The sequence below is a fragment of the Psychroserpens sp. S379A genome, assembly GCF_049800755.1.
GTDB lineage: Bacteria > Bacteroidota > Bacteroidia > Flavobacteriales > Flavobacteriaceae > Psychroserpens.
Map to the genome: position 1 here is coordinate 139,459 of NZ_JBNAFQ010000003.1, position 14,067 is coordinate 153,525.

Annotated in this window: 13 protein-coding genes and 1 tRNA gene; 12 read left to right on the forward strand and 2 right to left on the reverse strand. The window is 33.3% G+C overall.

Annotated elements, in window-relative coordinates; translation table 11 throughout:
- Positions 1 to 66: 66 nt before the first annotated feature.
- From ACP15M_RS09770 to ACP15M_RS09790, 5 genes are all read left to right on the forward strand, one after another.
- Positions 67 to 405, forward strand: a complete 339-nt coding sequence (locus tag ACP15M_RS09770; RefSeq protein ID WP_425077026.1) for a PadR family transcriptional regulator — start codon at positions 67 to 69, stop codon at positions 403 to 405.
- On the forward strand, positions 405 to 2,186 hold the full coding sequence (locus ACP15M_RS09775) for a PspC domain-containing protein (RefSeq protein WP_425077027.1): 1,782 nt from the start codon (positions 405 to 407) through the stop codon (positions 2,184 to 2,186). The genes ACP15M_RS09770 and ACP15M_RS09775 overlap by 1 nt, the downstream gene beginning before the upstream one ends.
- Positions 2,187 to 2,325: 139 nt before the next feature.
- Positions 2,326 to 3,048, forward strand: coding sequence for a head GIN domain-containing protein (locus ACP15M_RS09780; RefSeq protein ID WP_425077028.1), 723 nt, complete (start codon positions 2,326 to 2,328; stop codon positions 3,046 to 3,048).
- Between the two features lie 108 nt (positions 3,049 to 3,156).
- Positions 3,157 to 3,993: a GIN domain-containing protein gene (locus tag ACP15M_RS09785; protein WP_425077029.1), complete on the forward strand. Its 837-nt coding sequence runs from the start codon at positions 3,157 to 3,159 to the stop codon at positions 3,991 to 3,993.
- Positions 3,994 to 4,029: 36 nt separating this feature from the next.
- Positions 4,030 to 5,847 (forward strand): M2 family metallopeptidase, encoded by a 1,818-nt coding sequence (locus tag ACP15M_RS09790; protein WP_425077030.1) that lies wholly within the window; start codon positions 4,030 to 4,032, stop codon positions 5,845 to 5,847.
- 76 nt (positions 5,848 to 5,923) lie between these two features.
- Here the strand turns inward: ACP15M_RS09790 and trxB are convergent, their stop codons facing one another.
- The gene (gene trxB / locus ACP15M_RS09795) at positions 5,924 to 6,904 is read right to left on the reverse strand and encodes a thioredoxin-disulfide reductase (RefSeq protein ID WP_425077031.1); all 981 of its coding nucleotides are present in this window, start codon (positions 6,902 to 6,904) and stop codon (positions 5,924 to 5,926) included.
- A 267-nt stretch (positions 6,905 to 7,171) separates the two neighbouring features.
- Here trxB and ACP15M_RS09800 point away from each other — a divergent pair, with 267 nt between their 5' ends.
- Positions 7,172 to 7,429: a hypothetical protein gene (locus ACP15M_RS09800; RefSeq protein ID WP_425077032.1), complete on the forward strand. Its 258-nt coding sequence runs from the start codon at positions 7,172 to 7,174 to the stop codon at positions 7,427 to 7,429.
- A gap of 62 nt (positions 7,430 to 7,491) precedes the next feature.
- Here ACP15M_RS09800 and ACP15M_RS09805 read toward each other — a convergent pair.
- A tRNA-Pro gene (locus tag ACP15M_RS09805) sits at positions 7,492 to 7,566 on the reverse strand.
- 125 nt (positions 7,567 to 7,691) lie between these two features.
- Between ACP15M_RS09805 and ACP15M_RS09810 the strand changes: the two genes are divergently transcribed.
- The 6 genes from ACP15M_RS09810 to scpA all read left to right on the forward strand — a co-directional run bounded on the left by ACP15M_RS09810 (position 7,692) and on the right by scpA (position 14,006).
- Positions 7,692 to 8,795 carry a PQQ-dependent sugar dehydrogenase gene (locus ACP15M_RS09810; RefSeq protein WP_425077033.1) on the forward strand — a complete coding sequence of 368 codons (1,104 nt, stop codon included), beginning with the start codon at positions 7,692 to 7,694 and terminating at the stop codon, positions 8,793 to 8,795.
- Positions 8,796 to 8,922: 127 nt separating this feature from the next.
- Positions 8,923 to 9,531 (forward strand): uridine kinase, encoded by a 609-nt coding sequence (gene udk / locus ACP15M_RS09815; protein ID WP_425077034.1) that lies wholly within the window; start codon positions 8,923 to 8,925, stop codon positions 9,529 to 9,531.
- Complete coding sequence (locus ACP15M_RS09820; protein WP_425077035.1) at positions 9,531 to 9,836, forward strand: FtsB family cell division protein; 306 nt, start codon at positions 9,531 to 9,533, stop codon at positions 9,834 to 9,836. Before udk ends, ACP15M_RS09820 begins: the two co-directional genes overlap by 1 nt.
- Complete coding sequence (locus ACP15M_RS09825) at positions 9,829 to 11,208, forward strand: methylmalonyl-CoA mutase subunit beta (protein WP_425077036.1); 1,380 nt, start codon at positions 9,829 to 9,831, stop codon at positions 11,206 to 11,208. The genes ACP15M_RS09820 and ACP15M_RS09825 overlap by 8 nt, the downstream gene beginning before the upstream one ends.
- Before the next feature lie 11 nt (positions 11,209 to 11,219).
- The gene (locus ACP15M_RS09830; protein ID WP_425077037.1) at positions 11,220 to 11,861 is read left to right on the forward strand and encodes a hypothetical protein; all 642 of its coding nucleotides are present in this window, start codon (positions 11,220 to 11,222) and stop codon (positions 11,859 to 11,861) included.
- 18 nt (positions 11,862 to 11,879) lie between these two features.
- On the forward strand, positions 11,880 to 14,006 hold the full coding sequence (scpA, locus tag ACP15M_RS09835) for a methylmalonyl-CoA mutase (protein ID WP_425077038.1): 2,127 nt from the start codon (positions 11,880 to 11,882) through the stop codon (positions 14,004 to 14,006).
- Positions 14,007 to 14,067 lie beyond the last annotated feature (61 nt).

Below are 14,067 nucleotides of genomic sequence, written 5' to 3' on the forward strand. Positions count from 1 at the left end.
CATCAATTAACCATCAATCATCAATCAAAAAATGAACAGTTTATCAAAACTAAATCTCACTAAAGTATGAAGATAGAAAACACAAAAGCTCAAATGCGTAAAGGCGTATTAGAATACTGCATATTATCGGTCTTAAAAGATGAAGATGCTTATGTTGCAGAAATTCTAGGTACACTTAAAGACGCAAAACTGCTTGTAGTAGAAGGTACGATTTACCCTTTACTTACGAGACTTAAAAATGCTGGATTACTCAATTATCGTTGGGAAGAATCCACCTCAGGACCTCCAAGAAAGTATTATGGGCTTACAGAAACAGGACAATTGTTTTTAAAAGAACTTAATGGCACTTGGACCGAATTACAAAACGCAGTTAATATAGTAACCAGTCAAAAAACAAAAAAATAATGAATAAGACAGTCAACATAAATTTAGCAGGTATATTCTTCCATATCGATGAAGATGCATACTTAAAATTACAGCGCTATCTTGAGGCTATAAAACGTTCATTTACAGACTCTCAAGGTCAATCAGAAATTATATCAGATATAGAAGCACGTATTGCAGAATTATTTAACGAACGTGTTCAAAACGAAAAACAAGTTATTAGAATTAAAGAAGTCGATGAAATTATTGCCATCATGGGACAACCAGAAGATTATTTGGTAGATGACGAAATCTTTGAAGACGAACCTAAAACATCGTATCAAAAAAGTTCAAGTCATAGATCTTCTAAAAAGTTTTTTCGTGATACAGACAACTCTTATATTGGTGGAGTTTCTGCTGGGTTAGGACATTACTTTGGTATCGATGCCATTTGGATTCGTTTAATATGGATCTTACTAATTTTTGGTGCAGGAACTGGAGTACTACTATATATCCTTTTATGGGTTTTAGTTCCTGAAGCTAAAACAACATCAGAAAAACTAACCATGACTGGTGAACCAGTTAACATTAGTAACATCGAAAAAAAAATTAAAGACGGATTTGATAGTGTATCGCAAACTGTTTCAGACACGGTAAAAAATGTAGACTTACCAAAGCAAGGACAAAAAATTAAGTCCTCATCAAAAACCTTTTTTGATACCATTGGTGATATCATTATGTTCTTCTTTAAAGTGTTTGCAAAATTTATTGGAATCATCTTAATTATCGTAGGAGCAGCAACCTTAATTTCGTTGTTGATATTTTGCTTAAGTCTTGGAGCCATAGACGTCATTCATTTTCCTGGACTAGATTTGTTTGAAGCCGCAAATGCAGCAAATACACCTGTGTGGCTAATTTCATTAATCTCACTATTTGCCATTGGAGTACCATTTTTCTTTGTTTTCTATTTAGGACTTAAAATTTTAATCAATAACTTAAAATCTATTGGCAATGTTGCAAAATTCACACTTTTAGGTTTGTGGCTAATGGCAATTATTGGTAGTGTTATTATAGGCATTAGACAAGCAAGTGAACATGCTTATGATGCTACTGTTAGCAAAAAAGAACTACTCAACATTAAAACTAATGATACATTAACACTCACTATGGTTAATAATACCATGTATAGCAAGCAATTTGGAAGACATGGCAATTCTTTAAGAGCTGTATACGATGAAAATGATGAAAAACTCATTTACAGTAGAGATGTTAGACTTATTGTACGTTCTACAAAAGATTCATTAGCTTCAATTAATATTGAAAGAACTGCTGAAGGCAGAAATTATAAAGAAGCTAAGCAAAGAGCACAAGAAATAAATTACGGTTACAATTTAACAAATAAAAAACTTGAACTAGATGGCTTTTTAACTACAGCTTTTGAAAACAAATTTAGAGATCAAGAAATAGAAGTTACATTATACTTACCTGAAGGCACTATTCTTTATGCTGAAGACAACACCTATTCATATCACAGAAACTCTAGTTACTATAATGACATTTTAGATAATGGTATGGAAAATCAGTTTTTAGAGATAACAACTAATGGCGTGAAATGTTTAGACTGTCCTGAAGATGAAGAATTCAAGGTAAAGGTAGATATTGAAAACGAAACTACTGGACTCAAAATAAATGATGAAGGCATTGAAGTAAATACCGAAGATAGTAGCCTAAAAATTGACAATGATGGTATCAAAGCTAAATCAGACAGCGTAAATCTCAACATCGATGATGATGGTATAGAAATCACTTCAGATGATAATTAACAATTCAGAAACATAAATCAACAGTTCAGGTATTTCAGTTTTGAAAACCATTCTAAAACTGAAATATTTGAACCATCAATCAAAAAACGAACAATTAATCATTAACACACTGAAATAATTCAGTAAAAAACAATCAATCATGACAACACTAATAAAAATCATTGTAAGCGCTCTACTGAGTGTGCTATTAGTGTCTTGTAACTTCGATATGAACTTTGGAGTTAAAGGCAATGGAGATGTGACAACAACTAACAGAGAAATAAATGAAGATTTTAATACCATCTCTGCAAATGAAGGCTTAGATGTTTACCTTACTCAAGGTGATACCGAAGGTATTAGAGTACAAGCCGACGAAAATCTTCAAGATATTATTCTTACTGAAGTTGAAAATGGCGTATTAAAAATTCACACCAAAGAAAACATTAGTCATGCAGCTTCAAAAAAGGTAATCGTAAATTTTAAAACTATTGATAAAATATCAGCATCTAGCGGAAGCGACCTTACATCAACTTCAGTCATTACTGCAGACGAACTTGAAGTTTATACATCTAGTGGTAGTGATGCAAAACTAGACGTTAAGGTCAACCATCTCGTTTGCGAATCTTCTAGTGGTAGTGATCTTAAAATATCTGGCACAACGCATACACTCAGAGCTGAAGCTTCAAGTGGTAGCGATATTAAAGCAGCCAATCTTAAAGCTGTCAGTACCATGGCTAAAGCGAGCAGTGGCGCAGATATTTCAGTAAATACTTCAAAAGAATTAACGGCAAGTGCCAATAGTGGAGGCGACATAAAATATTATGGAAATCCTGAAAAAGTAGAAAAAAACGACGGTCCATCTGGAAGCATAAAAAAAAGATAACCTGCTAAAAATCAACTAACCAACTTGTTTTTTTAAGCCATTTCAAACTCAATTTCGAGTTTGGGATGGTTTTTGTTTTATATTTGTTATAACACTTAATGTAAACGAATGAAAAAAATTGCCTTATTTCTAATAATTACCTTGAGTTTTTGTGTTTTTGGTTTTTCGCAAGATACAGATAAAATAAAAGGAGATAGAAATGTAACCATTAAACAAACCTACATTGACGACTTTAATACAATTATAGTTGGTGAAGATTTTGAAGTTGAACTATACTTTAACAGTAAACCTTCTGTTGAAATTGAAACTGACGATAATTTACATGAATATATTACAATTGAAGTGATTGACAGTGTGCTTACTTTTAGAACAACAAAAGACATTAGGTCTAAAAAAGCCATGAAAATTAAAGTAAATTACAGCAATGGGTTTTCACATATTGAAACACGAGATAACGCCGAAATAAGATCATTAACTTCTTTAGAGCTAGATAATGCAAGCTTAAAAACTTCAGGATCTTCAAAAGCATACTTAAACATTAAAGCCACTAACTTCAATATTAATAGTTTAGATAAAGCTAAAGCAAAACTCAATCTAACTGCGACAAATACTACTATACAATTGAGCGATAATAGTAAACTTAGTGCTCTTATTAACTCTACAGAAACCACAATAGATTTATATCAACGTGCTAGTTTAGATGTTGAAGGTACAACCGATAATTTACTTTTAACCTCTGATAACAATGCAAAATTTGATGGTAAAAATTTCACTGCAAAAACCTGTACTGCGATATGTGAATTTGATAGCGACACTTATTTAGAGGTTACCGAATCTATCATTATTGAAGCCTCAGGATCTAGCGAAATCTACCTGTTTGCAAATCCAAAAATCACGATAAATAAATTTACTGATACTGCAAAACTTCAGAAAAAAGAAAAATAATAACCAATTAATAACTTTAACTCTAATTAACTTAAAATGAAGAAAACACTTTTACTACTTGCGATTCTCATATCTATAGCGTCGTGTAAAAATGACACTACAAAAGCAGAAACAACTACGGCATCAAAAGAAGATGTACAAGCTTTTTTAGATGAGTACACTGGAGAATTCACAAAACTATACTATGAATCTGCACTTGCAGAATGGGATGCCAACACCAAAATTGTAGCAGGTGATACTACTAATGCTTACAACGTTCAAAAAGCTAATGAAGCTTTAGCAAAATTTACTGGAAGCACAGATGTTATTGAAAAAACAAAACAATTTCTTGAAAACAAAGGTGATTTAGACATCGTACAAATACGTCAGCTTAACACTATTTTATATGCAGCTGCAAATAATCCTGAAACGGTTTCAGAGTTAGTTAAAGTTCGTATAGCTGCTGAAAATGCTCAAAACGAAGCCCTTTTTGGATACGACTTTCAAGTTAACGGAAAATCTGTTACTACAGGAGACATCGATAAAGTATTACGCGAATCTAATGATGAAGCCGAACGTTTAGCGAATTGGGAAGCCTCAAAAGCTGTTGGTAAAGGCCTTAAGGATGGATTAAAAGACTTGAGAAAACTACGTAATGAAACAGTGAAAGCTTTAGGTTATGACGATTATTTCACTTACCAAGTTTCAGATTATGGAATGACACGTCAAGAAATGCTAGATGAAATGAACAAGATGGTTAAAGAAGTTTGGCCACTATATAGAGAATTACATACTTGGGCTAGATACGAGCTTGCTAAAAAGTTTAACGCTAAAGTTCCAGAGTTTCTTCCAGCACACTGGTTGCCTAATCGTTGGGGACAAGATTGGAGTTCGCTAGTTACTGTTGAAGGTTTAGATATTGATGCTGCTTTAGCAGGTAAAGATCCTGAATGGATTGTAAAAGAAGGCGAAAATTTTTACAAAAGCATTGGCTTTGATCCTCTTCCAAAGAGTTTTTATGAGAAATCAAGTATGTATCCTCTTCCTGCTGATGCTCCTTACAAAAAAAACAATCATGCTTCAGCATGGCATATGGATTTAGAAAATGATTTGCGTTGCTTAATGAGTGTTGAACCAAATGCTGATTACTACGAAACCATTCATCATGAATTAGGTCATATTTATTATTACCAAGCTTACACCAATCCAAATGTTCCTCCTTTACTTCGTGGTGGAGCTAATAGAGGTTACCATGAAGCTATTGGAAGTTTATTAGGTTTTGCTGCCATGCAAAAACCATTTTTAGCTGGTAAAGGTCTTGTAGACGCAAATGCAAAAATTGACGAAACTCAAAACTTACTAAAAGAAGCTTTAAGTAATATTGTGTTCTTACCATTTTCAGCTGGTGTTATGACCGAATTTGAAAATGCGTTATATGCTGAAAATTTATCAAAAAATGAATTTAATAAAAAATGGTGGGAACTAGCTAAAAAGTATCAAGGTATGGTTCCTCCATCAGATCGTGGAGAAGAATTTTGCGATGCTGCTTCAAAAACACACATAAACAATGATGCTGCTCAATATTATGACTATGCTGTATCTTATATTTTATTGTTTCAGTTTCACGATCACATTTCTAAAAACATCTTAAAACAAGATCCGCATGCAACTAATTATTTTGGAAGCAAAGAGGTAGGAACGTTTTTAAAAGGTGTTCTAGAAACAGGAGCTAATAACGATTGGAGAAAATTACTTTATGAAAGTGTTGGTAGTGAAATGAGTGCTAAGCCAATGTTAGAATATTTCAATCCGTTAATGGACTATCTAAAAGAAGTAAACAAAGGAAGAACACATACGCTTCCTGAAAGTTTATAGTGTCATTTAAATTCAATAAAAAAAGAGCTTAAAGAAATTAACTTTAAGCTCTTTTTTATATCTATATTTTACAATACTAATTGTAAGTAGACGTACTTACCTCAAAACTTGAATCTTTAGCCGCTAAATAACGCTCAGCATCTAAAGCAGCCATACATCCTGTTCCTGCAGCTGTTACAGCTTGTCTATATACATGGTCTGCAGCATCACCCGAAACAAACACACCATCAATATTAGTTTTTGCTGTTCCAGGCACATTAATGATATAACCTGTTTCGTCTAAATCTAAAAAGTCTTTAAAAATATCTGTATTGGGTTTATGACCAATAGCTACAAAAAAGCCAGTAGCAGGAATCTCAAATTTTTCATTTGTTTTATTATTAAAAACTCGAACTCCAGTAACAACTTGTCCGTCACCTAAAACCTCATCAGTTTCAGTATTATAAAGAATATCAATATTTTCAGTATTCTCAACTCTAGCTTGCATAATTTTAGAGGCTCTAAATTCATCTCGTCTTACTAGCATTGTTACTTTCTTACAAAGTTTAGATAAGTAGTGCGCTTCTTCACAAGCTGAATCTCCTGCACCAACAATTACAACTTCTTGATTTCTATAAAAGAATCCATCACAAACAGCACAAGCAGAAACACCTCCTCCAAGTTTTAAATATTTCTGTTCTGAATCTAACCCTAAGTACTTAGCAGAAGCTCCAGTTGAAATAATAACAGTATCACAATGAATTTCTTTAGTTTCGTTTACCCAAACTTTATGAATATCTCCCGAAAAATCAACTTTAGTAATCCATCCGTCACGAATATCTGTTCCAAAACGAGCAGCTTGATTTTGAAGCTCTATCATCATTTCTGGTCCTGTAATTCCATCTGGATAACCTGGGAAGTTCTCTACATCATTAGTCGTTGTTAATTGTCCTCCAGGTTGTGTTCCTTGATATAAAACTGGATTCATATTTGCTCTTGCAGCATATATAGCAGCAGTATATCCTGCTGGTCCTGATCCTATGATTAGGCATTTTACGTGTTCAATAGTCTCTGACATATTTTTATTACATTTTTTCTAAAACAAAAGTAGAATTTTTGAGAGAAACCTAACATAGAAGTTATCAACAGTTCCTATTTAAATATTCATGTTTTCAATAGGAACCAAAAACACAACCGAAGAACTTAAAACAATCAGTAAAATTTCTAAATAAACTAAAACCAATCAATCTCTTGTTGGCACATGGGAACTCATAGGAGTTTATAATTATAAAAAAATACTATAAAAGACTCTTTTAAAACCTCTGAAGACTATAGACAAGTAAAAATGTATACCTCCTCTGAAGTTATGTGGAGCAAAAGTGTTCCAAAAGATTTTACTGAATGGTTTGGTTATGGATCATATGATCTTAATGACAATACACTTTCTGAAGTTTTAGATTATGGTTCAAAAATTATGAGTGAGATTATTCAAGAGAAAAAAGAATTTATTTATGAAATCCATTTAACTGAAAACTCATTTATTCAAATTGAAATTGATGACGATGGTAATCGTATCTATATTCTGAAAACTACAAACGAATAGAATAAAAATTGAAACTATCATACATTAAAAAAAGCTGAACATTTCTGCTCAGCTTTAGCTTGTCGGAGTGGCAGGATTCGAACCTGCGACCTCCGCGTCCCAAACGCGGCGCGATAACCGGGCTACGCTACACTCCGAATTGGTTATCTTTAAATTTTAAAAAGCAAAATCTTACACTTTCTAAAATCGGATTGCAAATATATATCTTTTCTTTAAAAACTGATACATTTTATTATTAAATTTAAAGTCTAAAGCTTTTTTTATGACCTTTAAGAATAATTTTTTAGTGTTCATTGTATTTTATGCTTTACTAGCCTGTGCTCAAGATAAAAACCCAATAAACACAGAACACACTTACGAAGTGATTGTCGAAGACCTCAACAATCCTTGGGGATTTGTTTTTCTTCCCGATAAGTCAATATTAATTAACGAGAAAGATGGCAGAATTATTCACTTTAAAAACGGAAAAAAAACTGAAATTAAAAATGCACCTAATATCTATAATCACGGACAAGGAGGTCTTTTAGACATCGTATTACATCCTGATTATACTAATAATGGCTGGATTTATTTAACCTATGCTTCTTCTGATGAGAATGATAAAGGTGGTCATACAGCCTTAATGAGAGCTAAACTTAAAAATAACACCTTAATAAATAAGGAACTTCTTTATAAAGCTTCACCTAACACAACTAAAGGCCAGCATTTTGGCTCAAGAATTGTTTTTGATGACAAAGGTTATCTATACTTTACGATAGGAGATCGTGGAAATCGCGATAAAAATCCTCAAGATATTACTCGTGATGGCGGAAAAGTTTATCGCTTACATGATGATGGTCGAATTCCCGATGACAATCCATTTGTAAACAGTCTAAACGCAAAAAAAGCAATCTACTCATATGGACATCGAAATCCGCAAGGCATGACTATTCATCCTGATACTAGAGCCATTTGGACACATGAACATGGTCCAAGAGGTGGAGATGAAATAAACATAATACAAGCAGGAAAAAACTATGGCTGGCCAGTAATTAGTTACGGAATAAATTACAGCGGAACTCGCTTTACAGATATAACTAAAAAAGAAGGCATGGAACAACCGTTACATTATTGGGATCCTTCAATTGCACCTAGCGGAATGGCTTTTATTTCAAGTAACAAGTATAAAGGTTGGAAAGGAAATCTGCTTATTGGCTCTTTAAAGTTTCAGTATTTAAACAACTGTTATATTAAAAATGGTAAAGTAATAAAAGAAGAACGATTACTCGATGGGTTAGGTCGTGTTAGATCTGTAAATCAAGGTCCTGATGGTTTCATTTATGTTGGCATTGAAAATTTAGGAATCGTAAAACTACTCAAGAAATAAAGTACCATATCAGTAATAATTCGTAAAACTAAAATTGAGTACTAAAAACTAAAAAAGAAGTTTCAAAAATTAAACCATAAACTGAGCATAAATAATTAAATTTGTAGATACATTTTAAAACAAAATTATGCTCATCATAGGTATTGCTGGCGGAACTGGATGTGGAAAAACCACAGTGGTCAATCAAATTCTAAACCAACTTCCTGAAGGTGAAGTTGGAGTTATTTCTCAAGACTCCTACTACAAGGACACCTCTCATTTAAGTTACGACGAACGTGTGAAGATTAATTTTGACCATCCTAGATCTATTGATTTTGAATTGTTAGAATCGCATTTAAAAGACCTTAAAAATGATAAAGCTATTGAGCAACCAGTATATTCATTTGTTAAGCACAATAGAACTGGAGACACCATAAAAACTCTTCCTAGAAAGGTAATGATCGTTGAAGGGATTTTAATTTTAACAAACCCTGAGCTCAGAGACATGTTCGACATAAAAATATTTGTACATGCAGATAGTGACGAACGCTTAATTAGACGACTTAAAAGAGATATTTCAGAACGTGGACGCGATATTGACGAAGTCTTGTCAAGATATCAAAACACCTTAAAACCAATGCATCAACAATTCATTGAACCAATGAAGGAGTATGCAGATATCATTATACCTAACAATAAATACAATACTGTAGCTGTTGATATTGTAAAAACTATTATTAATGAAAGACTGAATTAATGAGTAAATATCTCAAAAACATATTTGTCATTATCTTTATTGTTTTTTCGGTTTGGATGCTATTTATTGATTCTAACTCGCTAATGATTCATCACGAACTTAATGAAGACATTTCCGATTTAGAAGACGAAAAAGAATATTACCGAAAGGAAATCGAAAAAGACAAAAAGGCAATAAAAGAATTGAGTACAGAAGATGGTATTGAAAAATTAGCTCGTGAAAAATATTATATGAAAAAAGATAATGAAGACATTTATATCATTGAATATGAAGACAGCTTAAAAACTAAAACAAAAGATGACTAAATCTTTATTTAAACAATTTTCTGAAGTTTCCTCAAAAGAATGGAAGCAAAAAATTCAGGTAGATCTTAAAGGCGCAAATTACAACGATACACTTATATGGCAAACCAATGAAGGTATTGATGTAAAACCATTTTATCATAAGGACGAGTTTGATGAACTTCCAGAGGTTTCTGCTTCAAAAGCAACAACCTTTAAAATTTGTCAAACCATATTTGTAGCAGATGTAAAAAAATCGAATGCAAAAGCCTTAGATGTCATTTCAAGAGGTGCTGAAGCCTTGAAATTTATTATTCCAACCGATAGCGTTTCCATAGAACACCTTCTTAAAAATATTGATCTATCCAAGATTAGTACCTACTTTGAGTTACAGTTTTTATCTTCAGAATATGTAAAACAAATACAGGTTCTAAAAAAAGAAGATGTTTCTATATACATCAATACAGATATTATTGGCAATCTAGCAGCTTCAGGAAATTGGTTTTCTAACCTTAAAGACGACCACAATCATTTTGAATCTATAGTCAACACTACAAAAACATTAAGTATCAATGCGTCGCTTTACCAAAATGCTGGAGCAAATATCATTCAACAACTAGCATACGCACTTGCGCATGCCAATGAATATTTAAATCATTTTGATAAAAAATTAGATCTCACGTCAAAAGAGCAGTTACAAGTTGTCTTTAATGTATCTGTTGGTACAAATTATTTTTTTGAAATTGCAAAGCTTCGTGCTTTGAGAGTGCTTTGGAAAACTTTAGCGTCTGAGTATAATGCAAATCCTGAATGTCACATTTTTGCTTTACCTTCAATGCGAAATAAAACCATATACGATTACAACACAAATATACTAAGAACCACTACAGAATGTATGAGCGCAATTCTTGGTGGTGCTAATACAATTAACAACTTAGCATACGATGTCGTTTATCACAAAAGCAATGAATTTAGTGAACGTATTTCCCGCAATCAATTACTCATTTTAAAACATGAGAGCTACTTCAATACAGTAAATAATCCAGCTGATGGAACCTATTATATCGAATCATTAACCAATCAAATTTTAGAAAAGGCTTTAGAATTATTTAAAGATATAGAAGAGAATGGAGGGTTTTTAAGCCAACTAAAAAACGGAACTATTCAAAGAAAAATTAAAGAGAGTGCTACTAAAGAACAGGCTCAGTTTGATGAAGGAAAACTTGTACTATTAGGTACTAATAAACATCCAAATAAAGAGGATAAAATGCAACATGAATTAGAAATTCATCCGTTTTTAAAAACTAATCCTATCAAAACATTAATTGAACCAATACTTCAAAAAAGACTATCAAACAGATTGGATACAAACAGATTAGAAGAAGAAAACAATTAAAATCAAACACAATGAAAACACAATTTATTTTTTTTGTAATATGTTTAACTCTTGTAAATTGCAAAGAACCACAACCTAAATTAACATTTAAGTATTCCAACAAACCAGAACTCGTTAATTGTGGAGATGAAAACTCTAAATTACTCAACGAAGCCATTTATAATTTAGAAGAAATCCTCATTAAAAATTACGTAAGCAAAAACCCAAATTTAACTTATGCTTATCGCGCTTTTTTAAAAGAAAGCACAAACAACAGAACCAATTACAACACCATTTCTAACCAACACGCCTTAGATATATTTGAAAGCCTAAAACGTATTGAAGGCTTATGGATAAACAAAGACAATAATCTTTCACTTAATTACAACCACGACATATTTAACTGCATTAGCAACAATATCAAAGACCAAGATTTAAAGTCCACCTTTAATGCGCTTTTATCAACAAATAGTATGAGTATTAGAATGCTGAAAGATGTTCTAGTATCAAAAAGCAGCAGACTCAACACCGACAAGTATTTAGCAACTTATGTAGCTCTAGAACTATATTACTCTAAACTATCTAATGTTGATTTGTCTAAAACACAAGAGACACCTAAAGACCAAAAGCTTAAAAAAGAAAAAGATCCACACGCTGGACACAATCATGGTTAGATGACGAAACCCATTGAAATGAAGAGAAAAAATATTCAACATATTAAGTTAGACCAAACATCTAATCAAAACACCAAAGAACAACCAGCAAGTGAATTTAAAACGGCTGAAGATATTGATATCAAATCAACATATTCTAAAGCAGACATTAAAAACCTTGAACACCTTAACTTTGTCGCTGGCATTACTCCTAACCTAAGAGGACCATACTCAACCATGTATGTGCGCAGACCATGGACAATTCGTCAATACGCAGGCTTTTCTACTGCCGAAGACAGTAACGCATTTTACAGACGAAACCTTGCTGCTGGACAAAAAGGACTATCTGTTGCTTTCGACTTAGCCACACATAGAGGTTACGATTCCGATCACGAACGTGTTGTTGGTGACGTTGGAAAAGCTGGTGTTGCAATTGATAGCGTCGAAGACATGAAAATTCTTTTCGATCAAATTCCGCTAGATAAAATGTCGGTTTCAATGACCATGAATGGCGCAGTATTACCCATTATGGCGTTTTACATCATAGCTGCAGAAGAACAAGGCGTAAAACCCGAACAACTAGCAGGAACCATACAAAATGATATCCTGAAGGAGTTTATGGTACGAAACACCTATATCTATCCTCCTACACCTTCAATGAAAATTATTTCTGATATTTTTGAATACACCAGTCAGAACATGCCAAAATTCAACAGCATTAGTATTTCTGGCTATCACATGCAAGAAGCTGGAGCCACATGCGACATTGAACTAGCCTATACTCTAGCTGATGGTTTAGAGTACATCAAAAAAGGTCTAGAAGCAGGAATGGATATCGACACCTTCGCTCCTCGCCTGTCCTTCTTTTGGGCTATTGGCATGAACCATTTTATGGAAATCGCTAAAATGAGAGCTGCCAGAATGTTATGGGCAAAACTAGTCAGTCAATTCAATCCTAAGAATCCAAAATCTTTAGCATTACGAACACATTGTCAAACCTCAGGATGGAGCCTAACAGAGCAAGACCCATTTAATAATGTAGCAAGAACAACCATTGAAGCTGCTGCTGCTGCATTTGGAGGCACACAAAGCTTACACACCAATGCTTTGGACGAAGCCATTGCTTTGCCTACAGATTTTTCAGCAAGAATAGCGCGTAATACTCAAATATTTTTGCAAGAAGAAACAGGAATCACAAAAACTGTTGACCCATGGGCTGGAAGCTATTATGTTGAAAAACTAACACATGATATCGCTCAAAAAGCTTGGTCGCTAATCGAAGAAGTAGAAGAACTTGGAGGCATGACCAAAGCTATTGAAGCTGGAATTCCAAAATTAAGAATTGAAGAAGCTGCTGCTCGTAAACAAGCACGAATTGATTCTGGTCAAGACATCATTGTCGGTGTAAATAAATACCGATTAAAAGAAGAAGATCCAATATCTACTTTAGAAGTCGACAACCAAACTGTAAGAAACGGACAAATTAAACGCTTAAACAAAATTAAAGCATCTAGAAATCCTGAAGCTGTAAAGCAATCTTTAAAAAAAATAACTGAAGCCACTAAAACAGGACAAGAAAATTTATTAGCTTTAGCCGTAGATGCCGCTCGTAATCGAGCTACTTTAGGAGAAATTAGTGACGCTTTAGAAGCTGAATTCGGCAGATACAAAGCTCAAATAAAATCATTTTCAGGCGTGTATAGTAAAGAAATTAAAGACGATATAAGTTTTCAAAAGGCTAGAGAATTAGCAGACAAATTTGCTGAGCAAGACGGAAGAAGACCACGTATCATGATTGCAAAAATGGGACAAGATGGTCACGATAGAGGCGCTAAAGTAGTCGCTACCGGTTACGCAGACGTTGGCTTTGATGTAGACATTGGTCCTTTATTCCAAACACCTCAAGAAGCTGCAAAACAAGCTATAGAAAATGATGTTCATGTTTTAGGCGTATCGTCCTTAGCTGCAGGACATAAGACACTTGTACCTCAAGTGATAGAAGAACTCAAAAACTATGGTCGTGAAGACATCATGGTCATCGTTGGAGGTGTAATTCCTAAGCAAGATTATCAATATTTGTTTGATGCTGGAGCTGTTGCAGTTTTTGGACCAGGAACAAAAATTAGTGATGCAGCAATTAAGATTTTAGAGATTTTAATTGAGTAAGCAACACTCTATTTTTATACCTCTATAAAATTGAAGTGAATATTTTTCTACTTCATAAATC